Source organism: Streptomyces sp. NBC_00207 (genome assembly GCF_045160965.1).
Taxonomy (GTDB): Bacteria; Actinomycetota; Actinomycetes; order Streptomycetales; family Streptomycetaceae; genus Streptomyces.
On the sequence record NZ_CP130715.1, the window covers coordinates 7,442,002 to 7,467,691 of the forward strand.

At 73.4% G+C, this 25,690-nt stretch carries 26 protein-coding genes and 1 riboswitch; of the genes, 14 read left to right on the forward strand and 12 right to left on the reverse strand.

What is annotated here, in order from left to right; all coding sequences use genetic code 11:
• Positions 1-68: 68 nt before the first annotated feature.
• A complete protein-coding gene (locus OG472_RS34585; RefSeq protein ID WP_383571511.1) occupies positions 69-707 on the reverse strand; it encodes a DedA family protein in 639 nt (212 codons plus the stop codon).
• Positions 704-1,480 carry an MBL fold metallo-hydrolase gene (locus tag OG472_RS34590; RefSeq protein ID WP_401604813.1) on the reverse strand — a complete coding sequence of 259 codons (777 nt, stop codon included), beginning with the start codon at positions 1,478-1,480 and terminating at the stop codon, positions 704-706. Before OG472_RS34590 ends, OG472_RS34585 begins: the two co-directional genes overlap by 4 nt.
• Positions 1,481-1,598: 118 nt before the next feature.
• Between OG472_RS34590 and OG472_RS34595 the strand changes: the two genes are divergently transcribed.
• From OG472_RS34595 to OG472_RS34620, 6 genes are all read left to right on the forward strand, one after another.
• Positions 1,599-2,003: a hypothetical protein gene (locus OG472_RS34595; RefSeq protein ID WP_383571505.1), complete on the forward strand. Its 405-nt coding sequence runs from the start codon at positions 1,599-1,601 to the stop codon at positions 2,001-2,003.
• Between the two features lie 147 nt (positions 2,004-2,150).
• Positions 2,151-4,301: a phage holin family protein gene (locus OG472_RS34600; protein WP_405832820.1), complete on the forward strand. Its 2,151-nt coding sequence runs from the start codon at positions 2,151-2,153 to the stop codon at positions 4,299-4,301.
• Between the two features lie 75 nt (positions 4,302-4,376).
• On the forward strand, positions 4,377-5,783 hold the full coding sequence (locus OG472_RS34605; RefSeq protein WP_405942372.1) for an amino acid permease: 1,407 nt from the start codon (positions 4,377-4,379) through the stop codon (positions 5,781-5,783).
• A 42-nt stretch (positions 5,784-5,825) separates the two neighbouring features.
• The gene (locus OG472_RS34610) at positions 5,826-6,275 is read left to right on the forward strand and encodes an SRPBCC family protein (protein WP_383571496.1); all 450 of its coding nucleotides are present in this window, start codon (positions 5,826-5,828) and stop codon (positions 6,273-6,275) included.
• 103 nt (positions 6,276-6,378) lie between these two features.
• The gene (locus OG472_RS34615) at positions 6,379-7,440 is read left to right on the forward strand and encodes a MoxR family ATPase (protein ID WP_319728172.1); all 1,062 of its coding nucleotides are present in this window, start codon (positions 6,379-6,381) and stop codon (positions 7,438-7,440) included.
• A 61-nt stretch (positions 7,441-7,501) separates the two neighbouring features.
• Positions 7,502-9,322 (forward strand): DUF2201 family putative metallopeptidase, encoded by a 1,821-nt coding sequence (locus OG472_RS34620; protein ID WP_405832822.1) that lies wholly within the window; start codon positions 7,502-7,504, stop codon positions 9,320-9,322.
• 4 nt (positions 9,323-9,326) lie between these two features.
• On the opposite strand, the gene OG472_RS34625 is transcribed toward OG472_RS34620, so the two are convergent.
• Both OG472_RS34625 and OG472_RS34630 read right to left on the reverse strand, forming a co-directional pair.
• Positions 9,327-10,916 (reverse strand): RNA polymerase sigma factor, encoded by a 1,590-nt coding sequence (locus OG472_RS34625; RefSeq protein ID WP_401604825.1) that lies wholly within the window; start codon positions 10,914-10,916, stop codon positions 9,327-9,329.
• A gap of 214 nt (positions 10,917-11,130) precedes the next feature.
• The gene (locus OG472_RS34630) at positions 11,131-11,892 is read right to left on the reverse strand and encodes a methyltransferase domain-containing protein (RefSeq protein WP_361761945.1); all 762 of its coding nucleotides are present in this window, start codon (positions 11,890-11,892) and stop codon (positions 11,131-11,133) included.
• 57 nt (positions 11,893-11,949) lie between these two features.
• Positions 11,950-12,076, forward strand: a riboswitch (ZMP/ZTP riboswitch).
• Positions 12,077-12,160: 84 nt separating this feature from the next.
• Here OG472_RS34630 and OG472_RS34635 point away from each other — a divergent pair.
• Positions 12,161-13,006: a bifunctional 5,10-methylenetetrahydrofolate dehydrogenase/5,10-methenyltetrahydrofolate cyclohydrolase gene (locus tag OG472_RS34635; protein WP_405834977.1), complete on the forward strand. Its 846-nt coding sequence runs from the start codon at positions 12,161-12,163 to the stop codon at positions 13,004-13,006.
• A gap of 97 nt (positions 13,007-13,103) precedes the next feature.
• On the opposite strand, the gene OG472_RS34640 is transcribed toward OG472_RS34635, so the two are convergent.
• The 4 genes from OG472_RS34640 to OG472_RS34655 all read right to left on the reverse strand — a co-directional run bounded on the left by OG472_RS34640 (position 13,104) and on the right by OG472_RS34655 (position 17,342).
• The gene (locus OG472_RS34640; protein ID WP_405832824.1) at positions 13,104-14,324 is read right to left on the reverse strand and encodes an MAB_1171c family putative transporter; all 1,221 of its coding nucleotides are present in this window, start codon (positions 14,322-14,324) and stop codon (positions 13,104-13,106) included.
• Entirely contained in the window at positions 14,321-15,754 is a 1,434-nt protein-coding gene (locus tag OG472_RS34645) for an NAD(P)/FAD-dependent oxidoreductase (protein WP_405942373.1), read from the reverse strand. Before OG472_RS34645 ends, OG472_RS34640 begins: the two co-directional genes overlap by 4 nt.
• An 86-nt stretch (positions 15,755-15,840) precedes the next feature.
• Positions 15,841-16,425, reverse strand: coding sequence for a toxin-antitoxin system, toxin component (locus OG472_RS34650; RefSeq protein ID WP_405832825.1), 585 nt, complete (start codon positions 16,423-16,425; stop codon positions 15,841-15,843).
• Complete coding sequence (locus OG472_RS34655; protein WP_405942374.1) at positions 16,422-17,342, reverse strand: hypothetical protein; 921 nt, start codon at positions 17,340-17,342, stop codon at positions 16,422-16,424. The genes OG472_RS34650 and OG472_RS34655 overlap by 4 nt, the downstream gene beginning before the upstream one ends.
• Positions 17,343-17,572: 230 nt before the next feature.
• Between OG472_RS34655 and OG472_RS34660 the strand changes: the two genes are divergently transcribed.
• From OG472_RS34660 to OG472_RS34680, 5 genes are all read left to right on the forward strand, one after another.
• Positions 17,573-18,280, forward strand: a complete 708-nt coding sequence (locus OG472_RS34660) for a helix-turn-helix transcriptional regulator (RefSeq protein ID WP_405832828.1) — start codon at positions 17,573-17,575, stop codon at positions 18,278-18,280.
• Positions 18,281-18,369: 89 nt separating this feature from the next.
• Positions 18,370-18,801 carry a hypothetical protein gene (locus OG472_RS34665; RefSeq protein ID WP_383571471.1) on the forward strand — a complete coding sequence of 144 codons (432 nt, stop codon included), beginning with the start codon at positions 18,370-18,372 and terminating at the stop codon, positions 18,799-18,801.
• Between the two features lie 172 nt (positions 18,802-18,973).
• Positions 18,974-19,135, forward strand: a complete 162-nt coding sequence (locus OG472_RS34670) for a hypothetical protein (RefSeq protein ID WP_401604842.1) — start codon at positions 18,974-18,976, stop codon at positions 19,133-19,135.
• A gap of 276 nt (positions 19,136-19,411) precedes the next feature.
• Positions 19,412-19,723 (forward strand): hypothetical protein, encoded by a 312-nt coding sequence (locus tag OG472_RS34675; RefSeq protein ID WP_401604845.1) that lies wholly within the window; start codon positions 19,412-19,414, stop codon positions 19,721-19,723.
• A gap of 335 nt (positions 19,724-20,058) precedes the next feature.
• A complete protein-coding gene (locus OG472_RS34680; RefSeq protein WP_401604848.1) occupies positions 20,059-20,475 on the forward strand; it encodes a hypothetical protein in 417 nt (138 codons plus the stop codon).
• Here OG472_RS34680 and OG472_RS34685 read toward each other — a convergent pair.
• Both OG472_RS34685 and OG472_RS34690 read right to left on the reverse strand, forming a co-directional pair.
• Positions 20,461-21,294: a helix-turn-helix domain-containing protein gene (locus tag OG472_RS34685; protein WP_405832831.1), complete on the reverse strand. Its 834-nt coding sequence runs from the start codon at positions 21,292-21,294 to the stop codon at positions 20,461-20,463. The genes OG472_RS34680 and OG472_RS34685 overlap by 15 nt on opposite strands.
• Before the next feature lie 44 nt (positions 21,295-21,338).
• Positions 21,339-23,141, reverse strand: a complete 1,803-nt coding sequence (locus OG472_RS34690) for an FAD-dependent oxidoreductase (protein ID WP_405832833.1) — start codon at positions 23,139-23,141, stop codon at positions 21,339-21,341.
• 175 nt (positions 23,142-23,316) lie between these two features.
• Here OG472_RS34690 and OG472_RS34695 point away from each other — a divergent pair, with 175 nt between their 5' ends.
• Both OG472_RS34695 and OG472_RS34700 read left to right on the forward strand, forming a co-directional pair.
• On the forward strand, positions 23,317-23,622 hold the full coding sequence (locus OG472_RS34695) for a 4a-hydroxytetrahydrobiopterin dehydratase (protein ID WP_327412559.1): 306 nt from the start codon (positions 23,317-23,319) through the stop codon (positions 23,620-23,622).
• On the forward strand, positions 23,622-24,386 hold the full coding sequence (locus OG472_RS34700; RefSeq protein ID WP_401604855.1) for a class I SAM-dependent methyltransferase: 765 nt from the start codon (positions 23,622-23,624) through the stop codon (positions 24,384-24,386). Before OG472_RS34695 ends, OG472_RS34700 begins: the two co-directional genes overlap by 1 nt.
• A 27-nt stretch (positions 24,387-24,413) precedes the next feature.
• Here the strand turns inward: OG472_RS34700 and OG472_RS34705 are convergent, their stop codons facing one another.
• Positions 24,414-24,839, reverse strand: a complete 426-nt coding sequence (locus OG472_RS34705; RefSeq protein WP_401604857.1) for an RICIN domain-containing protein — start codon at positions 24,837-24,839, stop codon at positions 24,414-24,416.
• Positions 24,840-24,852: 13 nt separating this feature from the next.
• The gene (locus OG472_RS34710; RefSeq protein ID WP_401606388.1) at positions 24,853-25,659 is read right to left on the reverse strand and encodes an aldo/keto reductase; all 807 of its coding nucleotides are present in this window, start codon (positions 25,657-25,659) and stop codon (positions 24,853-24,855) included.
• Between the last annotated feature and the right edge of the window lie 31 nt (positions 25,660-25,690).

Sequence of the window (25,690 nt, forward strand, 5' to 3'; positions counted from 1 at the left end):
TAGGAACTCAAGTGCACTTGATGTCCAGGGCCTGACGTCGGCGATCCCTCCCCCTTGGCGAGCGCCCCCTACGGCTCCTCCCGCCGGGCCCGCAGCCGGCGCCAGAGGGCCGGGCCCGCGCTGATCAGCAGGGTCAGGCCCACCGCCAGGGCCACGCCCTTCCACGGCTCCGTGAAGAGCGAACCGCCCAGGATGCCGATCAGGCCGTACGTCACCGCCCAGGCCAGGCAGGCCGGTGCGTCGCCGCGGGCGAAGCGGCGCAGCGGCATCTGCGCCAGCAGGCAGGCCAGCATCACCGGGATCCGGCCCGCCGGCACCAGCCGGGAGACCACCAGCACCATGACCCCGTGCTCGTCCAGCTTGGTCTGCGCCCGCTCCAGCCGCTCCGGCGTGGCCCGGCCGCGCAGCGCCGCCAGCCACCGCGAGCCGTTGCGCGACCGGACCCCGCGCTGCCCGAGCCAGTACAGCGCCAGGTCCCCGGTGAACGCGGCGAGCGCCGACACCGCCACCACCAGCAGCACCCCGTACGGCGGCGACTGGTGGTGGAACGCCACCACCGCCGCCGAACTCACCAGCGCGCCCGTCGGGATCACCGGCACCAGGGCGCCCAGCGCGACCAGCACGAACAACGCCGGGTACCCCACCGCCTGCTGGGTGGTCTCCGGCGGCACCTGGCCGGCCGCCGCCGTGAGTTCGCGCCAGGTCACGGCAGCCGCACCCGCTCGCCGTGCCCGGGTACCCGTACGGCCACCTTCGGTGCCAGCTGCCGGGCGCGCCGCTCGAACTCCTCGCCGGGCGCGTGGAATTCGTGCGGCCGCACCGCGTCCATCCCGACGGGCCAGTACGTCCCGTAGTGCACCGGCACCGCCGCCGCGGGCGCCAGCTGCGCCAGCGCCTGCGCCGCCCGCCCCGGGTCCAGGTGGCCCGGGCCCAGGTACGGGCCCCAGCCGCCCACCGGCAGCAGGGCCACGTCCACCGGCCCGACCTCCTCGGCCATCGTGTCGAACAGCCCGGTGTCCCCGGCGAAGTAGGTCCGGGCCGCGCCCTGGACCACGTACCCGAGCGCCGGCGCGAGGTGCGGCCCGAACGGCAGCCGCCGCCCGTCGTGCCGCGCGCTGACCGCCCGCACCCGTACGCCCTCCCGTACGGCGACCTCCTCGCCCGGCACCAGCTCCGTCACCCGCAGCCCCCGCAGCCCGGCCGCGCGCGCCAGCCCCGGCACCGCCCGGCGCGCCCCGCGCGGCACCAGCAGCCGGGTGCCGGGCGCGAGCCGCTCCAGCGACGGCAGGTGCAGATGATCGGCGTGCAGGTGCGACACCAGCACCACGTCCGCCACCGCCGCCTCGGGCGGCGGCACCGCCCCGCGCCGCCGGCGCAGGTGCGCGAGCCGCCGCGCGAACAGCGGGTCCGTCAGCAGCCGGACCCCGGAGTCCTCGACGGTGCACGTGGCATGGCCCCACCAGGTGATCTCCACCGGCACCGGCCCTCCCTCCCTCGCACCTCGTCCACGAGCCTAGATGCTGCCCCGCGGATCCGCCCGGAACCGGAAGTGCCGGGCCCCTCCTCTCCGGGGGCGGATCGGAGTAGGGTCCGGCGGCATGGAAGAGTTGCGCGTGGCCGCGATCGCCAGCCTGGCCCCGCTCGAAGACCTGGACGCCGACCCCTTCGCCGTGGACACCCGCGGCCAGCACGCCATGTGCGCGCGCTGGGCCGCCGACCGGGGCTACGTCGTCACGAAGCAGCTGCTCTTCTACGGGCTGCGCGCCGACCACTGCGGGCTCTGGTCCGACATCGACGCCGGGCAGGTCGACCTCTTCGTCGCCGCCAACCACCGGGTGCTGGCCCGTGCGCTGTGCTCCGTCGAGGAGTTCACCGCCGAGTGCGAGCGGCGCGGCGTACGGCTGGAGACCGCCGGGGACGACGAGCCGCAGTACACCTCCGCGATGAAGGCCGAGGTGCACCGCCGGCTGTCCATGCCGACCGCCGGATACGACGGCACCTGACCCGCCCCCGCCGGCCGGCCCCCGCCGTTCACCGGCCTGCACCGGCCGGCCCCCTCCGCACTCCGGTGCGCCCTCCGTGGCGCCCGGCCGGCCGAGCCCGGCTGTGCGAGCCTGGAAGGCGGGACGGGGCTCGCGGGAGGTGGCGGCGTGTGGCGGGGACGGTGGCGGACGACGGGCAGCGCCCTGGTGCGCGTGGTCCTCGTCTGGGCGGTGTCCACCCTCACCATGCTGGCCCTGGCCGGGATCCTGCCGGACTTCCGGCTCCAGTCCGACGACGGTGACAGCATCACGCAGATCGGGCTGACCGCCGCCTGGGGCGCAGGAGCCTTCGGTCTGCTGAGCGCGGTCGTCTGGCCCGTGCTCGTACGGGCCCTGCTGCTGGTCCCCGCCCTCGTCCTCGGGCTGCTCGTCTTCTTCCTGAACGGCTCGCTCCTGCTCATCGCGCTCAGCCTGATCCCCGCCTGGCGGGGCGAGGCGGCCCCCGAGACCGCGGTGGTCGTGGCCGCCGTGATGTCCGCGGTGGCCTCCGCGACCTCCACCGCACTCGCGGTGCGCGACGACGAGGCCTACCGGCGCCGCCTCTACCGGCTAGCCGACCGCCGCCGCCGCAGGCTGGGGGTACCTCCCAGCGGTAGCCGGGGGAGCAGGACGGGCGGGGCCGGGGCTGGCGCGGCCGCGCCCGGCCTGGTCTTCCTCCAGCTCGACGGGGTCGGGTACGAGGTGCTGCGTGGCGCGTGCGTCAGCGGGCTGATGCCCACCGTCGCCGACTGGCTGGACCGCAGCCACCGGATCACGCCCTGGCACACGGACTGGTCGAGCCAGACCGGCGCCAGCCAGCTCGGCATCCTGCACGGCTCCAACTTCGACGTGCCGGCCTTCCGCTGGTACGAGAAGGACACCGGCGAGGTGATGGTCTGCAACCGGCCCACCAGCGCCGCCGAACTGCAGCGGCGGGCCGTCGCGCGCACCGGGGACGGCGGACTGCTCACGCTCGACGGGGCCAGCCGGGGCAACCTGTTCAGCGGGGGCGCCGACCAACTGGCGCTCGTGCTCTCGGTCTCGGCCCGGCGGGGCCGGGCGAACCGGTCCCGGGCGGGCTACTTCGCCTACTTCTCCGATCCGGCCAACGCCGTCCGCACGGCCGTGTCCTTCGTCGCCGAGGTGGTCCGGGAGATCGGCCAGTCCCTGCGGGCGCGGATCCGCGGCGACCGTCCGCGGGTGGCGCGCGGCGGGCTGTACCCGCTGATCCGGGCCTTCGCGACCGTGGTCGAACGGGACGTGGTGGTCGCGGCGGTGATCGGCGACATGCTCGCCGGCCGCGCCGCGGTCTACGCCGACCTGGTCGCCTACGACGAGGTCGCGCACCACTCGGGCCCGCGCGGCAGAGACACCGACAGGGTGCTGGCGCGCCTCGACCGGAGCCTCGCGCTGATCGCCCGGGTCGCCGAGCACGCCCCGCGGGAGTACCGGATCGTGCTGCTCTCCGACCACGGCCAGAGCCCGGGCGAGACCTTCCTGGCCCGCTACGGGCTGACCCTGAAGGACCTCGTCAGGGCGGGCTGCGGGCTGCCGGTCTCCCGCCGGGCCGGCCGCACCCGCAGCGGGGCCGAGGCCCGGGCGGCCGTGCTCGCGGCCCTGCACCGGCCGGTGGAAGAGGGGGAGGAGGCCCGCCCCGGGCCGGGCTCCGACCCGGTGGTGCTCGCGTCGGGCAACCTCGCCCTGATCTCCTTCCCGGACGTCCCCGGCCGGGCCTCGCGCGAGCACGTCGAACGCGCGCACCCCGCCCTGCTGGCGACGCTGGCGAACCACCCGGGCGTGGGCTTCCTGCTGGTGGACGGGGTGCTGCTGGGCCCGGGCGGGGCGGTGGCCCGCCTCGACGTGCCCGGGGAGGCGGAGGAGCTGCTGTCCCCCTTCGGGCCCGGCGCGGCGCAGGCCGTCCGCCGGACCGACGCCTTCCCGCACGTGGCCGACATCATGGTGAATTCGGCGTACGACCCGGACACGGGCGCGGTGCACGCCTTCGAGGAGCAGATCGGCTCGCACGGCGGGCTGGGCGGGGAGCAGGGGCACCCGTTCCTGATGTGGCCCACGGAGCTGTCGGAGCCGGGGGAGGAACCGGTGGGCGCGGAGGCGGTGCACGGCGTACTGCGGTGCTGGCTCCGCGAGGCGGACGGCCCGCAGGTCCCGCTCGGCCTGCGGCCGGGGCGGCCGGGGCCGGTGGAAGATCCCCGGCCGGAAGCGGCCGACAGTGCAATCCTTCCTTCCGTCGAGGTGCCCACACCGGACGAAACTCGCTGATTTGGTACCGACCGTGCGGTGGCCGAGCATGTGTCGACCTGCCCAGCATGTGAGACAACCAGAGGCGCACCACCGATGACCAGCACGACAACCACCGCGGCACCGGCCCCGGCCCCGGCCCCGGTTCCCGCCCCCGGGACCGCCGAGCCCCGCCCGCAGGGCGAGCGCCGCTTCGGCCTTCCCGTCGCGACCTGCCTGGTCATGGGCAACATCATCGGCGGCGGGATCTTCCTCCTCCCCGCCTCGGTGGCCCCCTTCGGCACCATCAGCCTCGTCGCCTTCGCCGTGCTCACCCTCGGCGCGATCGCCCTCGCCCTCGTCTTCGGCCGCCTCGCCCACCGGCACCCCCAGACCGGCGGCCCGTACGTCTACGCCCGCGCCGCCTTCGGCGACTTCGCCGGCTTCCTCGCCGCCTGGAGCTACTGGATCACCACCTGGGTCTCCAACGCCGCGCTCGCGGTGGCGGCCGTCGGCTACCTCGGCGTGCTCTTCCCCGCCATCGGCGCACACAAGTGGTCCATGTGCCTGGCCGCCCTCTGCGTGCAGTGGCTCCCGGCGCTCGCCAATCTGGCCGGCACCCGGTACGTCGGCGCCGTCCAACTGGTCTCGACCGTACTGAAGTTCGCCCCGCTGCTGCTCGTCGCCGTGGGCGGGCTGTTCTTCTTCGACCCCGCCAACCTCGGCCCCTTCCAGGCCACCGGCCAGAGCGCGGTCGGCGCCGTCTCCGCCTCCGCCGCGATCCTGCTCTTCAGCTACCTGGGCGTCGAGTCCGCCGCCGTCAGCGCGGGCGAGGTCCGCGACCCGGCCCGCAACGTCGGCCGGGCCACCATCCTGGGCACCGTCGGCGCCGCCACCGTCTACCTGCTGGGCACCCTCGCCGTCTTCGGCCTGGTCGCGCACGAGAAGCTGGTCTCCTCCGAGGCTCCCTTCAGCGACGCCGTCAACGCCATGTTCGGGGGCACGTGGGGCGGCACGGCCGTCGCCTGCGCCGCCGTGATCTCGATGGCCGGCGCGCTCAACGGCTGGACCCTGCTCAGCGCGCAGACCCCGTACGCCGCCGCGAAGGACGGTCTCTTCCCGAAGGTCTTCGAGACGAGGAAGCGCGGCGTCCCCGTGGCCGGCGTCCTCGTCACGGTCGTCCTCGCCTCGGCGCTGACCGTCTACAACTACACGGCCGGCTCGCAGCGCGTCTTCGAGGTCCTCGTCCTCGTCACCACCTTCACCGCGACCGTCCCCTACCTCCTCTCCACCGCCGCGCAGATCTACTTCCTGGCCTCGGGCCGCTCCGAGCGGGTCCGGCCCGGCCGCCTGGTCCGCGACGCCGTCCTCGCCTGCCTGGCCTTCGCCTTCTCGACGTGGCTGGTCGCCGGCTCCGGTTACGCGGCCGTCTACCAGGGCGTGCTCTTCCTCTTCGCGGGCGTCCTCGTGTACGCCGTGATGGCCGCCCGCAGGCAGCGCGCCACCGATTCGCCCGCGGGGTAATTTGGAAGGAGGGGCCAGCCAGGGGGGCTCCAAGGGGTCGCCATGTCCGCGATCAGCAAGAGCATCGACATCGACCGCACGCCCGAGGACGTCTACTCCTACATCACGGACCCCACGCACCTGCCGGAGTGGCAGGACAGCGCCGTGTCCGCGGTTCCCATGGGGGACCTCCCCGTCCACGTCGGTTCCCAGGTCCTCGTCACCCGGCAGATCGGCCGGCGGAGGATCCCCACGAAGATGGAGTACATGTCCATGGACCCGCCGCGGAGCTGGCACCTCCACGGCGTCGAGGGGCCGGTCCGGCCGGACGTACGGGGCAGGATCGACCCCCTCGACGGCGGGGCCCGCTCGCGCGTCACCCTGTCCGTCGACTTCGAGGGCCACGGCGTGGGCAGGGCCCTCGTCCCCCTCGTGGTCAAGCCCATGGTCCGCAAGGAGATGCCCCGCGGCGAGGAGAAGCTGAAGCACCTGCTGGAGCACACCGCGCGGTGACCGCCACGGGGAGCGCCGGGCCCGAAAACCGGGTGCTCGGGGGAGCGTGGTGTGCCCACACTGGGCGCACCACGCCCCCGAACTCCCGAGGACATCCACCCCCGTGCAGGCTGCCGTCACCGTCACCCCCGCCCAGATCCCCGAACTGCTCCTCGGCCTCGCCACCGTCCGGCCGGTGTTCCTGTGGGGTGCGCCGGGCATCGGGAAGTCCTCGCTCGTACGGAAGTTCGCCGACTCGCTGGGCCTGGAGTGCGTCAGCCTGCTCGGCACCCAGCTCGCCCCCGAGGACCTGATCGGCGTCCCGCAGATCCGCGACGGCCGCTCCGTCTTCTGCCCGCCCGAGTCCATCGCCCGCGACGAGCCGTACTGCCTCTTCCTCGACGAGCTCAACGCCGCGAGCCCCGACGTGCAGAAGGCCTTCTACTCGCTGATCCTCGACCGCCGGATCGGCTCCTACGAGCTGCCCGCCGGCTCCATCGTCATCGGCGCCGGCAACCGGGCCACCGACAACGCGCTCGCCCGGCCCATCGCCTCCGCGCTCGTGAACCGGCTGACGCACGTCCACCTGCAGGCCTCGGCCGCCGACTGGCTCGTCTGGGCGGGGGAGAACGGCATCCACCCCTGGATCACCGATCACCTCACCGACCGCCCCGACCACCTCTGGTCGCAGCCGCCCAAGACCGAGGAGCCCTTCTCCACCCCGCGCTCCTGGCACATGCTCTCCGACGCCCTGCACTCCTTCGGGCCGGAGCTGGACGAGCAGACCCTGAAGGTGATCGCGCACGGCACCCTCACGCCCGCCCACGCCGTCTCCTTCTGCGGCTACGCCAAGATCGTCCGGCACACCTTCGGCATCGAGGCGATCATGAAGGGCGACGCCTCCTGGCCCACCCGCCCCGCCGACCGAGATCTCCTCTACTACCTCGCCGAGTCCTTCCGCGGCCGGCTGCTCAAGGAACTCCCGGCGCAGAAGGAACACGTCTCGCCCGCCGTGCGGCAGTCCGCGTACCGCTTCAAATCGCTGCTCGTCCAGCTCGCCGAGATCTCCGTCGAGGTGGCCCAGACCGTCATCGCCGACGACGCCGACGGCCTGCCCGTGCTGCCCGCCTGGTTCCTGGTCGAGGCCGCCCGGGACATGCCCCGGCTGGTCGAGGCCCGCCGGTGAGCGGGCACCGCCCGGACGCGGGCGACCGGACCGCCCCGGCCCGCCGAGCGGGGGCCGACGCGTGAGCCGGACCACCCGGGGCCGCAACGGCAAGGAGGCCACGGTCGACCCCGCCACCCGGGCCTTTGCCGAGGGCCTGACCCTGGTCAAGCGGAACCCGGCCCTCGGCGCGGTCGACGCCAAGATCTGCCGCCAGGCCAAGTGCGCGGACAACCCGGCCGGGGGACTGGCCGTCGTGACCTCCAACGGCATGATCCACGTCCACCCCACCCAGCGCGCCGAACCCGCGGAATGGGCCTGGACGATCGCCCACGGCCTGCTCCACCTCGGCTTCGGCCACGTGCCCGCCGCCGACGACCGGCACCGCCCCCAGCCCGACCGCTTCGACGTCGCCGCCCGCTGCGCCGTCGTCAACCGCTTCCTGCTGACCTTCCCCGTCGGCCGGGCCCCGGACCACCTGCCCGCCGAGTACCCCGGCGGTGACGAGGACCTGCTCGCCGCCCGCTGGCGCCGCGACGGCATCCCGGCCGCCTACGAGCACTGCGGCACCGCCGGGGACCACCCCGACCAGGTCCTGGAGTCCTGGAACGCGGTGCCGAACACGGCGGTCCCCGACTGGGAGACCGCCTTCGCGCACGCCCTCACGCGCAGCGTCTCCGCCGCCATGGACGTGGCCGGCGGCCGCCGCGACCGGGTCACGGGAGAGCGGGTCCGCGCACGCCCGTGGGACCGGGCGCTGAACTGGTTCGTCTCCTCGTACCCGCTGCTCGGCGGGCTGGCCGCCGGACTGACCGTCGTCGCCGACGCAGAACTGGCCCGTGACCGGAACATCTCCATCGCCGCGGTCAGCGCCACCGCCGGGGAGATCTACATCAACCCGCTGCGCACCTTCGAGGACGAGGAGTGGCGGTTCGTCCTCGCCCACGAGATGCTGCACGCCGCCCTGCGCCACGGCGAGCGCTGCGGGGCCCGGGACCCGTACCTGCACAACGTCGCCGCCGACTACGTGGTCAACGGCTGGCTCGTGGAGATGGGCGTCGGCACGATGCCCGAAGGGCTGCTCCACGACCCCGCGCTGCGGGACCTGTCCGTCGAGGAGGTCTACGACCGGATCACCACCGACCTGCGCCGCACGCGCCGCCTCGCCACCCTGCGCGGCAAGGGCCTCGGGGACATCCTGGGCGAGCCGCTGGCCCACCCGGGCAGCGGCCCGTACACGGACCTGGACGAGTTCTACCGGCGCGGCCTGGTCCAGGGCTTCGACCTGCACGGATACGGGGAGCGAGGGCTGCTGCCCGCGGGCCTCGTCGAGGAGATCCGGGCGCTCGCCCACCCGCCCGTCCCCTGGGACGCCCGGCTCGCCCGCTGGTTCGACGAGTACGTGCCCCGGCCGGAGGCCGTACGGTCCTACGCCCGCCCGGCGCGCCGCCAGGCCTCCACCCCGGACATCCCCCGCGCGGGCCGGTACTTCCCGCCGCAGGAGATCGCCCGCTGCACCTTCGGAGTGGTGCTCGACACCTCGGGGTCGATGGACACCGGCCTGCTCGGCAAGGCGCTGGGCGCCATCGCCTCGTACGCGGAAGCCCGCGACGTACCGGCGGCCCGCGTCGTCTTCTGCGACGCGGCGCCGTACGACGCGGGCTATCTGCCGCCCGCCGAGATCGCGGGCCGGGTACGGGTGCGGGGGCGCGGCGGGACCGTGCTGCAGCCGGGCATCGACCTGCTGCAGCGGGCGGAGGACTTCCCGCCCGGGGCCCCGGTGCTGGTGATCACGGACGGGTGGTGCGACACCCTGCGGATCCGGCGCGAGCACGCCTATCTGGTTCCGCAGGGTGCCTCCCTGCCGTTCACACCCCGGGGGCCCGTCTTCCGACTGGCCTGACGGCTTAGTCGAGGTAGTCGCGCAGCACCTGCGAACGCGACGGGTGGCGCAGCTTCGACATGGTCTTGGACTCGATCTGACGGATGCGCTCACGGGTGACCCCGTACACGCGGCCGATCTCGTCCAGGGTCTTCGGCTGGCCGTCGTTGAGGCCGTACCGCATGGAGACCACGCCCGCCTCGCGCTCCGAGAGCGTGCCCAGGATCGACTGGAGCTGCTCCTGGAGGAAGGTGAAGGAGACCGCGTCCGCGGGCACGACCGCCTCGGAGTCCTCGATGAGGTCACCGAACTCGCTGTCGCCCTCCTCACCCAGGGGGGTGTGCAGGGAGATCGGCTCGCGGCCGTACTTCTGGACCTCGATGACCTTCTCGGGGGTCATGTCGAGTTCCTTGCCCAGCTCCTCCGGAGTGGGCTCCCGGCCGAGGTCCTGCAGCATCTGGCGCTGCACACGGGCGAGCTTGTTGATGATCTCGACCATGTGGACGGGGATGCGGATGGTGCGCGACTGGTCGGCCATGGCACGCGTGATCGCCTGCCGGATCCACCAGGTCGCGTACGTGGAGAACTTGAAGCCCTTGGTGTAGTCGAACTTCTCCACGGCGCGGATCAGGCCGACGTTGCCCTCCTGGATCAGGTCCAGGAAGAGCATGCCGCGGCCGGTGTAGCGCTTCGCGAGGGAGACCACGAGACGGAGGTTGGCCTCCAGCAGGTGGTTCTTCGCGCGGCGGCCGTCCTCGACGAGGATCTCCAGCTCGCGCTTGAAGGCGGGCTTGTGGTCCTCCTCCTCTTCGAGCTTGTACTCGGAGAAGAGACCCGCCTCGATGCGCTTGGCGAGCTCCACCTCCTGCTCGGCGTTGAGGAGCGGCACCTTGCCGATCAGCTTGAGGTAGTCCTTGACGGGGTCGGCGGTGGCGCCGGCCACCATGACCGTCTGCGCCGGGGCGTCGTCCTCGTCGTCGTCGGACAGGACGAAGCCCTGGGTGCCGCCGGCCTTGGGGGCCTCTTCCTCGGCCTCGTCGGCCAGGTCCTCGGCTGCCCAGTCCTCGCCCTCCACCACGGGGGTCTCGCCCTCGTCGGCGTCCTTGGCGCTGGTCTTCTTCGCCGCGGCGGTCTTCTTCACGGCGGTCTTCTTGACGGCGGTCTTCTTGACCGTGCGCTTCTTCGGCTCGGCGGCGGCCTCGGCCGACGCCTCGTCCGGGGCGGCGGCGGCCGACGATGCGGATATCGCCGAAGCCGTGGCCGTGGCGGTGCTGGCGGCCGAGGTCTTGCGCGCGCCGATGGGGCGCGGCGCGGCGGCGGCCTTCTTGGCCACGGTGCGGGCCGGGGCGGCGGCAGCCTTGCGGGGCTTCTTCGCGGCAACCTTGGTGGCAGGGGCCGCGCTGACGTGGAGGGCGACACCCTCCTCGTCCAGGACCTGGTTCAGGCTGCGCAGGACCCGCTTCCACTGGTCCACCGGGATGCGGCCGGCCTCGAAGGCCTGGCGCACGTCGTCACCGTTGATGTGACCCTGCTCGCGGCCGCGCTCGACGAGCGCGACGAGGGCCTCCGATTCGGCGATCTCCGGAGGGAACGTACGGGACGGGCTGAGCGACACAAGGAGCCTCTCGTTGCGAACAGATAAGGGGTGGGCGGGACATCATCGCGCGAACTCGGGAAACAGACCCGAGGGGGGTCTGTATTCCGGGCCGCGCGAGGACACCTGTCGGTTCATCGCATGCCCGAGTCGATTCGTTACGCGCTGAATTGAGTGACCTGCGCCACGCTGTGGCCGCGCAACCCGATCCGGCGTGATTCCGTCCACCCTCCTTTCAGCCCTTTTTGCGGGCCTCGATGAGGAAGCGGGCGGTGTGCGCGACGAACGGACCTTCGCGTTCGATCTGTTCGTGCAGCTCGCGCAACCGGTCCCGGTACTGCCCGACCGTGAAGCCGGGCACCATCCAGATCACCTTCCTCAGAAAGTAGATCACGGCTCCGACGTCGTGGAACTCCGTGCGCAGACGTTCGGAGCGCAGATCGACGACTTCGAGGCCGGCCCCGGCGGCCGCCGCGACCGCGTCGTCGGGGTGCCGGCCGCGCCGGACCTCCTCCGGCTGCGGGCCCAGGAAGTACTCGACGAGCTCGAAGACGCTCGCCGGACCGACCTGCTGCGAGAGGTAGGTGCCGCCCGGGGTCAGCACCCGCGCGATCTCCTCCCACCAGATGGTCACCGGGTGCCGGCTGGTCACCAGCTCGAAGGCCTCGTCGCCGAAGGGCAGCGGCGGCTCGTCGGAGTCGGCGACCACCACCGCGCCCAGCGGGTGCAGCAGCCGGGTCGCCTTCTCGATGTTGGGCGGCCAGGACTCGGTGGCGGCCATCAGCGGGGGCAGGGGCCCGGACCCGGCGAGGACCTCGCCGCCGCCGGTCTGGACGTCCAGCGCCGACCGGACCCGGGACAGGCGCTCGGCCAGCAGCCGCTGGTACCCCCAGGAGGGGCGCTGCTCGGTGGCCCGGCCGTCGAGCCACGAGAAGTCCCAGCCGTCCACGGAGACGGACTCGGCCTCGGCGACAAGATGGTCGAAAGTGCGCGTCATGTATCGATCGTCCCAGGTCGGGCGCCGGTCATCCACCGGATATGTCGACTAGAGTGGGCGGCGGGCCGTGACTGGCGTTCGGGTGGATCACCACCGGGGAGCGGCCCGGCGTACCTGCGGACTCCGGACCTGCGGATATCGGGCCCTTCCGGTACGTCGACTGCCGCGCGCCTGGGCGAACCGCGATCCGCAGCGACGTTCAGGAGACCCCGTGACGACTGCCCAGACTGCCCAGCCTGCCCAGGCCGCCACCGACACCGCTCGGCTGATGGACGGCACCGCCCTCGCCCGCCGCATCTCGGAGCAGACCGCCGCCTACGCGGCGAAGATCACCGAGCGCACCGGCACCGCGCCCTGCCTCGCGACCGTGCTGGTCGGCGAGGACCCCGCGTCCGTCACCTACGTACGCATGAAGCAGAACCGCTGCGCCAGGGCCGGGATCACCTCGCGCCACGTCGAGCTGCCGGCCGGGACCACCACCGAGGAGCTGGTGGCCACCCTCACCGCGCTCTCCGAGGACCCCGAGATCAGCGGCATCCTGCTGCAGCACCCCGTCCCGCACCACATCGACGAGCGCGCCGCCTTCGAGGCCATCGCCCCGGGCAAGGACGTCGACGGGGTCACCATGCACTCCTTCGCCGCCATGGGCTTCGGGCTGCCGGGCTTCGTCTCCTGCACCCCCGGCGGCATCATGCGCCTGCTCGCCGCCTACGACGTGGACCTGACCGGCAAGCACGCCGTCGTCGTCGGCCGCAGCGCCATCCTGGGCAAGCCGGCCGGAATGCTGCTGCTGGAGCAGAACGCCACCGTCACCTACTGCCACTCCCGTACCCGGGACCTCCCGTCGATCGTGCGCCAGGCGGACGTGCTGGTCGCCGCCGTCGGCAAGGCCGAGTTCATCCGGGGCGAGGACATCAAGCCGGGCGCGGTGGTCCTGGACGCCGGGTACAACGAGGGCAACGTCGGCGACGTCCACTTCGAGTCCGCCGCCGCGCGCGCCTCGCTGATCACCCCGGTCCCGGGCGGTGTCGGCCCGATGACCATCGCCGTCCTGCTGGAGCAGACCGTCCAGGCGGCTGCCGCGCAGGCCGGGCTGGACCTCGCGGAGCTCTGACCGCCCGCCACGCGTACGACGGACGCCCCGGGCCCCAGGGTCCGGGGCGTTCCGTTTCCCCGGGGGTGGAGGGCCTCCCGGGCGGCCCGCAGACGGCTCAGGCCCGTACGGCGGCGGCCCGCGCGGCGGCGACGATGGGGGAGGCGCGGAACTCGCGGGCCAGGGCCGTCAGGGGCTGTCCGGACAGCCGGGGCGGCTCGGAGTGCCGGAGCGGTACGGAGCCGCCGTCGAGCCCGGCATCTGCTTCGGCAGGGACGGCATCCGCCTCGGCGGCGGCAGCGGCGGCGGTCCTGCGGCCGCACGCGGCGGCGAGCATGGCGGCGTCGGCGACGACCTCGGCCCGGGCCTCGCTCAGGCCCTGCCCGCGCGCGGCCTCGTACGCCGCCCGGCGCACGGCCGGGTCGAACCAGCGGGCGAGGGCCAGGATCCCGTCGTCGATCACGGACTCGCGGTGGATCAGCCGGATCCCGACCGGTGACCACCAGGTGAGCGGAACCGTCCGCACACTGGACGCGGCGAAGCCCCGCAGGGCCTTCCACAGCGGGTGCAGTCCCCGGTACTCGCTGAAGTCACGCCAGGTCGCCGACCCGCCGACCAGCGGCACGATGAAGCCGGTCGCCACCATCAGGGCCGCCCCCGCGGCCAGCGGCGGCGCCGCGTCCGTGGACAGGCCGTCCCAGTCGCGGCCGCTCCAGCGGGCACCCAGCGCGGTCCACTTGGCGACCAGGTAGCCGAGGTCCAGCAGCCCCCCGGTCATGATCAGGGCCAGCCCCGTGCGCAGCGGCCGCAGGGAGGGGTGGGTGCGGCGCAGCCACCGCCCGGTCAGCACGGTCAGGGCCGAGCTGCCGACGGTGTGCGCCAGCAGGTAGCAGACGATCATCTCCCGGATCCACGGGGTGTCGGCGTAGTACGTGTCCAGGTCCCGCAGGCGCTCCACCGGGGCCTCGCCCATCGCGAAGAGGACGACGATCGCCACCGTGACCCCGCCGTACACGGCCACCGTCAGCCGGGTGGCCCGGCGCACCACGGCCGGCGGGCCGCCGCCCCACTGCAGGACCAGCACGACGCACGACCCGGAGAACGCGGTGATCAGGCCGAACACCAGCGGCGCCGAGAAGTTGGCCACCCCGGTGAAGCGGTTGACGGCCGCGATCGTCGGCGGCGCCGCCAGGATCAGGACGAGGCAGCCCATGACCAGCAGTGCGCAGACGGCCCGCATCGGCGGCTGGTCCCACCTCCGGCGCAGGGTGGGCGCCTTGACCAGCAGGATCAGGACCAGGAGCGCCCCGGGCACGTAGAGGATCAGGCCGCTCTTCACCGGGCCCGGCCGACGGGGTCGGCCGGATCGGCCCGCTGGTCGAGCCCGGCGACCGTCCGTTCGGCGGCGGTGAGCGGCGGCGCCTTCAGCGCGCCGCGGTCGGAGGCGCGCAGGACGTTCCAGACCACCGACGGCCTGAGCCAGTGGGTGGGCGCGCTGCTCATGGTGATGACCTGGAGGAAGGCGGCGGTCAGCGCCTCCCGGGTGGTGGCCCCCGTCATCAGCCGGCTGACGTACGCGTTGAGCAGCCCGGCCCCGGTCCGCGGCTTCATGCCCGTGGCGCCGGGGTACAGGATGTCCTGCGAGGTGGCGAGGTCCCAGGCGGTGGCCACCTGCGGGGCGATCGCGCGCTGCGCCTCGCGTCCGAAGGCCGGGTGGGCGAGCCCCCTGGTCCGCAGCAGGGAGCGCACGGCCAGCAGGCCCTGTGCGGCGACGGTCATGCCCTGCCCGTACAGCGGGTTGAAGGTGGCGACCGAGTCGCCGACGGCGAAGAAGCCGTCGGGCAGCTCCACCTTCTCGAAGAAGATCCGCCGGTTCGCGGTGCCCTTGGTGACGGCCACGTCCGTGAGGGGCTTGCGGCCCTCCAGGAGCTCGCCGACGATCGGGTCCCGGATGCCCTTGGCGAACGGGATGAACTCGTCGGGGTCGCCGGTCGGCTGGCCGCCGCGGGTGCCCGAGAGGGTGGCCTGCCACTGGCCGTTCTCGATGGGCACGATGGTGGCCGTCTGGCCCGGTACGGGCACGCGGGGGTCGGACTGCACGTTGACTATCGGGAAGCCCGACTCGTGGGCTCCGGCGGGCGCCTCGAAGATGCGGGTCGCGTAGACCAGGCCGGAGTCGACCTCGGCCTGCCGGATGCCGCCGACGCCGAGCTCCTGCAGCCAGGTGCGGGCGCGGGAGCCGCGTCCGCTCGCGTCGACCACGAGGTCGGCGGGCACGAATCTGCCCTCCTCCTCCGGGGTGTCGACGCGGACGCCGGTGATCCGGGCCGCCGTGCCCTCCAGGCCGCGGACGCGGCTCTGCTGGAGGGTGGAGACCCCGTCCAGGGCGGTCACCCGGGCCCGGACGACCGAGTCGAGCAGGTCGCGGCTGCAGGAGATGTTGAACTGCATCTCCGCGCAGCGCGGGATCCAGCCCTCGGCGGTCTTGGTGACCAGGTCGGTGGGCAGGCTGCGGCGGATCGCTCCCGCCGCCGTCCAGTCCCCGGTGATGCCGGGCAGGATGTCCTCGATCGCGCGCGCCCCGCCGGACCACATGACGTGGACGTGCCGGGCCTGGGGCAGTCCGCGGCGCGGCGCCGGGCTGTCCGGGAGGGTGTCCGCGTCGATGATCGTGACCGTCGCGTGCTCGGCCAGGACGGCGGCCGCGAGCAGGCCGGCCATGCTGCCGCCGATGACGACGGCGCGGCGGGGCGGGGAAGACTGGGTCATCGTGTCGTGCTCTCTGTCAGGGCCGTGCTGAGGGCATCGGCGCAAGGGGTGCGGCGGGGGCGGCGTGCGGGTCACCGGCGTGACGCTCAACGCCCCCAGCCGAGCGAGGTCTTGATGCGCTCGATCGCCTCGGGGACCTGTTCTTCCCGGGGAGGCGGCAGGTAGGGCTTCAGGAGTTTGCCGAGGTACAGGCCGAACATCTCGGCCCGGATCTCCGCGGGGTCCTCCCGGTCCGCGCGGGCGGCGGCCTGGCGGACCACCGTGCCCAGACCGGTGTCCGACTGCAGCAGCTCCGTGAGGCCGCCCCGGCGGCCGCCGGCGCCGTCCGCGCCGCCCGTCAGCCGGGCGGCCACCGCCATGCCCGGCCCGTGGCTGTCGCAGGTGCCCTCGTCCACGTGCCACAACTCGTGGCAGGCGATGACGAGCTGGTGCTCGGGACGGGTGTGTTCCTCGATGACGAGGAGGTCGCGCGCGTCCATCTCCAGCCACAGCCCGCTGGCGGTGTCGGGCGGGAAGGAGGCGAAGCGGAAGTCGACCTTGCGGCCGCCGCGCCGCCGTCCGTACGCGGCGCACAGCGCGCCGATGATCTCGGCGGCGCAGGCCGGCGGCGACAGCCGCGCCTCGGCGAGCAGATCCCCGCCGAGCCTGCGCATCGCCCGGGTGGTCCTCATGGCGCTCCCCCCTCCTCGGGCTCCGCCGGACGGCCGAGCTGGCCCTCCCGCGCGAGCAGGTCGTCCAAGTGGTCGGCGAGCGACTTCCAGCCCCGCGGGGAGAGCCGGCCGGCCCGCGTGACGATGCTCCGCACGTCGTGCGCCCGCAGCACGGCCAGCATCGGATTCTCCTGCTCCCGCTCCGCGGACTCCAGTTCGGCCTCGGTCAGGGCGAGTGCGGTGGCGAGCGCCTCGGTGTCGTCGGCCAGCAGGTAACCGCCCTCGACCCCGTAGAACCGCTGGATCCCGGCGGCCGCGGCGAGGTTCGGCAGGCCCTCGCCCTGGGCGACCCGGGTCAGCGACTGGCCCGACGCGTCGAAGGACTTGGCGATGGCCGCCAGCGAATGGGCCTGGCCGTCCTCCCGTACGCGGGTCCGGCGCAGGTGCTCGAACCGGCGGTGCACCTGCTCCTTGAGGGGGAGCATGGGCGGCTCGCCGTCGAGGGTGAGCCGGATGGCCTGCGGGGTCATGCCGGTGAGGTACGACAGGTGTTCCAGGTCGTCCCGGCCGTCCGGGGCGGTGGCGGCGCCGGCCGAGAGGGCGAGGGCCCGCTCCACCGCGCTCTTGCTGTCGGCCAGCAGGAAACCGGCGTAGACCCCGAAGAACCGCTGCACGCCCGCCGCGTGTCCCATCCGCGGCAGCCCGGTGCCCGCGTTGAGCGGCCCGAGGGAGGCGCCGGGTGCGTCGAAGTCGTCGGCGATGGCGGCGAGCGGCCACTCCCGGCCGTGCTTGTCCCGGCGGGTGGCGCGCAGCCGCAGGAACCGCTGGTGCACGCGCTGCTCCAGCGGCACCTCGGCCGCCGTGCCCGCCACCACCTGCGCTATGCGCCCGGGTTCGACCCCGGACAGGTGGCCCAGCCGCTCCAAGTCCAGTACCACGGACGGATCTTGACCGTGCCGCACCGACAGTGCCTCGACACGCCGCCAGATCGCGGCGAGATCGGGTCGGACGGCGGCTCGCACCGGCGGATTCTCCATATGTCGACAAGACGTTCGAGTGAGTCGGGCTCCGTGAAGCGTAGCCCCCCGCCCTTGCCCGAACCAGGGGAACCCCAACGTTTCCTGCCGTACGGCTCAAAAAGGGTTGGCATCGGCTACGGTCCTTGTGTGTGAACCGTACCGAGCGTCTGTACGCCCTGGTGGAGGAGTTACGTGCGGTCTCGCCCCGGCCGCGCAGCGCCCGGTGGCTCGCCGAGCGCTTCAACGTCAGCACCCGCACCATCGAACGCGACCTCAGCGCCCTGCAGCAGTCCGGAGTGCCGCTCTACGCCGAACCGGGCCGCAGCGGCGGGTACGTGGTGGACAAGGACCACACCCTGCCGCCCCTGACCATCACCCCGGCCGAGGCGGCGGCCCTGGCCGTCGCCCTGCACAAGCTGGCCGGGACGCCGTTCGCGGCGGACGCCCGCTCGGCGCTGCAGAAGGTGCTCGCCGTCATGCCGCAGCGCGAACGCCAGTCCGCGCGCGAACTCGCCGCCCGGGTACGGCTCGCCGTGAACCCCGTCCGGCCGTCCGCGCTCCCGCACACCCTGCGCGAGGCGCTCTCGACCCAGCGGCTGCTGTACCTGTGCTACGCCGACGCGCAGGGTGAGGTCACCGACCTCACCGTCGAGCCCCTGGGCTTCCTCGGCGGCGACCACTGGTACCTCATCGGCTGGTGCCGGCTGCGCTCCGCCGTGCGGGGCTTTCGCCTCGACCGCATACGGGAGGCGCGGGCCCTGGAGGAGGCGGCGGACCCGCGTCCGGTGGACCTCTCCGAACTGGACACCCTGGGACGGGCTTTCGTCGCACTCGACGAGCTCTACAGCTTCGCTTGAGCCGCCTCCCGGAGGGCTAAACACCGACAGGGGGTTGTCGCCATCGGCCCGGAGGCTGGGTGACCACGAACCGACCTTGGAAGGCACCCATGTCTGTGACGACGACCCCCATCACCGACTCCGCGCCGCTGACCCGGGAGGCCGGGACCCGGCTGGTGGAGGGCTGGACGGCGCTCTGGAACGGAAACGTCGCCCTCGCCGAGCAGATCCTCGCCCCCGGCTTCCGGCTGCACTTCGCGGACGACTTCGACGGCACCGGCTCCGCCCACAGCTTCGGCCAGGACGAACTGACGGCGTTCATCTCGGCCAACAGCCTCGCCCTCACCGGCCTGACCTTCGCCGCGGACGCCGCGCCGCTCGTCGACTCCGAGCGGGGCGAGATGGCCTGCCGGTGGATCGAGAGCAACGCCGACGACGGCGGGGACGTCGTCGTCAAGAGCGGCATCGACATGTTCGCGGTCACGGACGGCCGCATCTCCGCCGTCTGGTCCCTCACCGGCAACCGCCGCTTCGCCGCCTGACCGCCACGGCCCGCCACGTGGGGGCGCAGCGGCGGGAGCCACCAGGAGTGGCTGGACTACCGGTCCGCGGCAGACCCGGAGACCCGGGGTGAGTGGGCGCGGCCGACGGCGGCCGCTTCACCACCCGCTCCGGGAAGCGGAAGGCGCAGGTCGCGCTCGCTAAACTCGTGGCATGGGGGATTTCGCGAGCAGGGGCCGCACGGTGCTGTGCAAGTGGTGCAACCGGCCGATTCCGCAGGAGCGGCGCTGGTTCCCGCGCCAGTACTGCAACCGCTGGCACAAGTGGAAGCACCGGCTCACGGAAACCGTCGGCAGCATCCTCGACAGCGCCTAGCACGCCGCGCGGGGGGACGCCCGTGCCGAGGGAGGCCCGGGCCCTACGGCCCGGTACGCCCCAAGGGCGTGAGCCCCCATCAGATGGACCTGCTCTGAAGGTGAGCGGGCGGGACAGCCGACTCCGCGCCGGATGGTGCCACTGAGGCCGCGAGCAACACGGCCGGCAGCGACCTGAGAGTTGTCCCGCAATCCCACGAGGCTGAGGGTCATGCTGTGTCCGGGACGGTGCCGATGGCACCAGCCGAGCGAAGTGAACGCCCGAGGTCTCGCTGGTGTGATCGCGGCGTCCGAGCGTCGTGCTCAGCTGGTGGTGTCGGGAGAAAGCACCGTCGATGTGTTGGCGTGGTCCTCGCAGGCGGCCCACCAGCTGTCGCCGCCGGCGTCGCTGACCCGCACGCTCCACACCACGGGGCGGGAGCAGGGAGCCCCCCAGGTGCACTCGCCGCGTGCGGAAGCTGTGCCGACCCTGTGGTTGTCCGCTGACCACGTGCACTTCTCTCGCAGTTCCATGGTGGACATTGAAGCGGAGGTGCGCACAACCTCGCCGCCGAACGAACTGATCCGTCGGGCCGTCAACGGGCAATGACGACCGCTCGGGTGCTGGTCACGGCGGGGCCGGGAATGCGCCAGCCAGTCGGAGCGGGGCATGGCCTCCACCGCGAGGAGAAGCGGGGGTGCGCCGGGGAGCCACTGGAGGCGACACAAGCCGGATCTGCCTGGACTGGCATGGACGGACTGCAGCCGGAGGAGGGCAGGGGCGGCGCCCTATGAGCACGTCTCCGGGGTGTTCCTTACCTGGGAGGTAATCGACCCCCTCCGGGCCGCCGGGCACAGTGGGGTCATCGGGTTCCGGGGCCGCGCACTCGGCCCCGGAAGCCGTGTCCCACCTGGCCGTTCAACCTCGATGGAGGGGGATCTCCCATGTCCGCGACCCTGCTCGGAAGCATTGCCCGTACCGGTGAACCACAGGTCATGCTGCGGCGCTTCCTCGCCCTCGACTCCGTCGTCACCACCGGCAACGGGCTCGCCTACGTCGCCTTCTCCGCTCCCCTCGGGCGCCTGCTCGGTGTCGGGCAGGGGCTGTTGCTCGGGCTCGGGGTGCTGCTCGCGGTGTACGGGGCCGCCGTCGGGTTGCTCGCCTCGCGGCGGCAGCCCCCGGCCTTCCCGGTGAAGCTCGTGATCGAGACCAACTACGCCTGGGCGGCCCTGAGCCTCGTCTCCCTGGCCGTGTGGTTCACACCCACCGTCGCCGGGGCCGTGTGGATCCCGGCGCAGGGCCTGACCGTCGCCGGCTTCGCCCTGCTCCAGCAGCTCGCCCTGCGCTCAGTCGGCAAGTGAGCGCAGGTACTTCACCGTCGCCGGGTCGGCCGGGAGCATCGTCTCGATGGCAAGCTCGGCGACGGTCACGTCCATCGGCGTGTTGAAGGTCGCGATCGACGACACGAAGGACAGCAGGTGGCCGTTGTGCTCGATGACGAGGGGGAGCGCGATGTACGGGACGGGCTCCGCCGGTTCCCCGTCCCCCGGGCGCTCCGCCGCCGGGGGCACCGGGTACGCGGACACCTCCTCGTACAGCGCGCGCAGCGGCTCGGAGCGGGCCAGCGCGATCTGGCGTTCCATCTGGGCCAGCAGGTGCCCGCGCCACTCCCGGAGGTTGTGGATCCTGGGGGCGAGGCCCTCGGGGTGCAGGGTGATCCGCATGGCGTTCAGCGGCGGGGTCAGCAGGTGCTCCGGCAGCCCGTCCAGCAGCATCGCGATGCCCCGGTTGGCGGCGACGACGTCGTAGGTGGCGTCGACGACCAGCGCCGGGTAGGGCTCGTACCCGGTCAGCAGCTGCTGGATGCCCTCGCGCAGCGTCTCCATCGACGGGTCGTCCAGCGCGGTCTGGGCGTAGTGCGGGGCGTAACCGGCCGCCAGCAGGAGGGCGTTGCGCTCCCGTACCGGCACGTCGAGGCGGTCGGCGAGCCTCAGCACCATCTCCTCGCTCGGCCGGGACCGGCCCGTCTCGATGAAGCTGATGTGCCGGGACGAGGAGTCGGCGCGGCCGGCCAGCTCCAGCTGGCTGATGCCGCGCCGCTCCCGCCATACGCGGAGCAGGGCGCCGACCGTCGGGGCGGGAGCCGGCGCGGGTGCCGGTGCGGGGGGCGTCGGGGTCATGCCGACGACGGTAGCCGAGCCCCGCGCCTCCGGGGCGGCACGGGTCACCCCAGGTCGAAGATGTTGCGCAGGCCGAGGCGGTGGCGCCACAGGTCGTGCCGCTTGGCGGACTCCAGCTCCGGCGCCCGGTACATGGGCCGGACCGTGCACCGCTCCGCCCGCGAACTGTCCTGCTCCAGAAGGCAGTTGACGGCCGCACGGGCCGAGGCGTTGGCGCCTTCCATCGTCGCCAGGTCGATGTCCACCGCGACGTAGTCCCCGCTGAGGAAGAAGTTCGGGATGCGGGTCCCGGCGCTCGGCCGGTTGTGGAGGGTGCCCACCGGGTGGATCAGCAGCTCGTCCTGGTTGGTGGGGTGCGGGGTGCCGAGCCCGTCCACGCCCGGGTCCAGGAACCAGGAGTGCAGCCTCGAGTCGCTCAGCAGCGTCTTGCCGGTGTCGTTGAGGGAGGCCTTCAGCTGCGCCCACACCTCGCGCGCCACCTCCTCGCGGGTGCACTGCTTGGCCGTCTTCCCGTACAGGATCCCCGGCTTGTCCCACTCGGAGATGTCCACCGACAGGCAGTCGACCGCCGTACCGTCGCCGTAGTCGGCCGGGAAGTTCCGTGCGGGCCAGTGCTCGGCCTGCTGGATCGCCGTCAACGACCAGGGTGAGTCGATGCAGTTGAGGTGTCCGTGCACCAGCGGGGCCCGCTCGGTCAGATAGAACTGGATGCCGGTCATCCAGTCGGTCTCCAGCTTGTCGCAGCGCCCCAGCATCGGATCGGCCGCCCGCAGGCCGGCGCTCCAGGTGCGGCGGGCGTGCTCGACGGGCAGCGCGCTCACGTAGTGGTCGGCCGTGACCGTCTGCCGGGCGCCGTCCGGGCCCTCGACAGCGACCCCGCTGACCCGGCCGTTCCCGTACTGCACCTCGCGTACGGTCCACCCGATCCTGAACTCCACTCCGAGCGCGCGCAGATGGGCCTCCCACGGGTCGATCCAGGCCTCGTTGGTCGGCAGGCTGAGGATCCGGTCCGGCGGCCCGTCCGCCCCGCGCCCCAGCACGTTGAAGACGAAGGCCTCGCCGAGGGTGCCGACCGTACGGGTGGAGGCCTCCTCGGCCTTGGTCGCGACGATGTTGCGGGTGATGCCGACGGCGAGGATGCGCTGGTACTCGGACGACATCCGTGCCGCGCGCACGAAGTCCCACCACGGGGTCCGTTCCCAGACCTCCTTGCGGCGCTCGTCGCAGCTGGTGAGGAAGACGAGCACACGGTCCACGAAGTACGCCGTCTCGTGCAGCGGGAGCCGGACCAGCGTCTGCAGGATGCCGGTGAGGGCCCGCCGGAGTTCTTCGGGCGTCAGCTCGGCGGGGGAGTGGTCCGGCCAGGGGATGGGCCCGCGCAGGTCCTCGCGGCCGCCCGCCCGGGCGAACATCATCTCGCGCGGGGCGACGAGGTTGTCCCACACCCCGTTCGCGTTCCCGGGGAAGGGGATGCGCCGCATGGTGTCCGGCAGGTTGTGGTAGATGCCGGGGATGAAACGGAAGCCGTGCTCGGCGGGCAGCGGCCGGCGCCCGCCGCGGGCGCTGCCGGGCACGTCCATGCTGCGCGCCTTGCCGCCGAGCGCCCGGCGCTCGTACACCGTGACGGCGTAGCCGCGCTCGGCGAGTTCGTGCGCCGCGGTCAGGCCGGCGACCCCGCCCCCGAGGACGGCGACGCGACGGCCGGCCGGCGGTGCCGCGGCGGCCGCCGAAGACGCCGCGGCCGCCGGGGCGGTCGCGATCCCGGCCGACAGCGCGCCGGTGGTGGCCACGGCGCCCGCACCCGCGCCCGCGATGAACGTACGCCTGGAACTCCCTGTGCCGGTCATGGCGAATGCCCCCTAGTTACCGCTGGTAACAGTCGTGTCCGGCGCAGGAGCCTATGGGGGGCGCGATGGACGCGGAAGACACAGAAGTACCCGAGCGCACTATGGCGCGAAAGGTTCGCTCCGGCGTGCACTGTGGGAACCTTGACTACACGTCACGGGGAAAAGGAGCCGGTGCATGCCGAGTGAGCCGCTGTCACAGAAGGAGATCGAGGACCGGTTGCGGGAACTTCCCGGCTGGGCCTTCGAGGACGACCGGATCATCCGTACCTACCGGCTGGGCACGCACTTCGCCGCGAGCGCCCTCGTCGCCCACATCGCCTCGGTCCAGGAGGAGTTGAACCACCACTCGGACCTGACCCTCGGCTACAACACGGTCCGGCTCTCCGTGAACAGCCACGACGCGGGCGGGGCCGTCACCGAGACCGACTTCGCGCTCGCCGAACGCGTCGAGGCCCTCGCCCCCGCCCACGGCGCGAGCTGATGACCACGCACATACAGACCGTCAAACCCCTGCTGGACTACGACGCCGAGGCCGAGGCCTACGACGCGAGCCGCGGCGGCGCCCCACGCGCCGAGGCCGCGGCCGCGGCGGTCCTGCAGCTGCTCCCGGCCGACGTAGGCACCCTCCTCGACCTCGGCTGCGGCACGGGCATCGTCACCAGCCGGCTGACCCGCCCCGGACTGCGCGTCCTGGGCGCGGACGCCTCCCACGGCATGGCCTCCGTGGCGCTGCGGCGGGGCGTCCCCGTGGCCCTCGCCGACGCGGCCCGGCTGCCGGTGCGGTCGGGCTCGCTGGACGCGGTGAGCGCGGTCTGGCTCCTGCACCTGCTGCGGCAGCCGGGACTGGTGCCCGCCGTGATCGCCGAGGCCGGACGGGTCCTGCGGCCTGGCGGGGTCTTCCTCACCACCGTGGACAAGGACTCCGCGCACGACGTGGGCAGCGACGTCGACGCCGTGTTCGCCGCGCACCTGGCCCCGACCCCCGCGGACGCCTCCGGGGACGTCGAGGCGTACGCGGCCCGGGCGGGCCTGCGCCCGGCCGGCGAGGCCCGCTTCACCGGCCACGGTCAGGGCCGCAGCCCGCGCGCCTCCGCCGAGGCCCTCCTCGCGGGCCGGTACGCCTCCCGCATAGCGCCGCGCGGCATCACCCCGCAGGAGCTGGCCGCGCGGCTGGAGCTGCTGCCCGACCAGGACGTGCCGCGCGCGGAGCCGACGTACCGCGTACGCGCCTTCGTACGCGCCTGACGGCGCGCGCGACTCCGCGCCGCAGGGCTACACCGGCTCCAGGCGCCACCACTGGGCCGGGGAGTCGGTGTCCTCGCCCTGCCGGACGCGGCCCGCCCCGTCCGACTCCAGCTGCAGGCCGCTGATGCAGGCGATCAGGGACACCACGCCCGGATCGTCGAGGTGCTCCTCGACGATCCACTCCTGCGCGCCGAAGGCGTTGGCCCGCCACACCTGCACCCGCGCGCCGCTCTCCGTCGACGCGTTCGCGACGTCGAGGCGCCGCTCGTTGTCCTCGCTCACCACGTGGAAGATGCCGCCGCCGCTGTGCACCGGCGAGATCCGCCACCGGCGGGCGGCCTCCGGCGCGGGCGGCCCGTCCGGGCCGACCCGCACCCGGGAGGCGCCCTCCAGCTGGAGCACCAGCCCGCTGTCCACGTTGCGGATCCGGTAGAGCCCTTCGGAAAGGTTCACCTGGCCGTCGCCCTCAGACGTCGAACCGGGCCGGGTCCGGCCCGATCCGGCGGCCCGCCGCGCCCGCGCCCAGCGCGTCCAGAGCGGCGACGTCGGCGGCCTCCAGCTCGAAGTCGAAGACGTCCAGGTTCTCCCGGATGCGCGCCGGGGTCACGGACTTCGGGATCACGATGTTCCCGTGCTGGAGGTGCCAGCGCAGCACCACCTGGGCGGCGCTGCGGCCGTATGTGCCGGCGATCGCGGCGACCGCCGGGAGGGTGAGCAGTTCCTTGCCCTGGCCGAGCGGGGACCAGGCCTCGGTGGCGATCCCGCGCGCGGCGTGCACGGCGCGCAGCCCGGCCTGCGGGAAGAGCGGGTGCAGCTCGACCTGGTTCACGGCCGGCACCAGCGGGCTCTCGGCGGCGAGCCGCTCCAGGTCCTCGGGGCGGAAGTTCGACACGCCGACCGCCTTGGCGCGGCCGCTCGCCGCGATCTCCTCGAAGGTCTTCCAGATGGCGACGAAGTCGTCGCGCATCGGGCGCGGCCAGTGGATCAGGTACAGGTCGATGTGGTCCAGGCCCAGCTTGCCCAGGGAGTCGTCGAAGGCGCGCAGCACCTCGTCCCGGCCCCACCGCTGCTTCGGGCCGTTCCACAGCTTGGTGGTGACGAACAGCTCCTCGCGCGGCACCCCGGAGGCGGCGACGGCCTTGCCCGTGCCCCTCTCGTTGCCGTAGATGGCGGCCGTGTCGATGCTGCGGTAGCCGGCCTCCAGCGCGGTCCCGACGGCGTGCTCCGCCTCGGCGTCGGGCACCTGCCAGACGCCGAAGCCGAGCTGGGGCATGAGGCTGCCGTTGTTGAGCTGGATGGTGGGG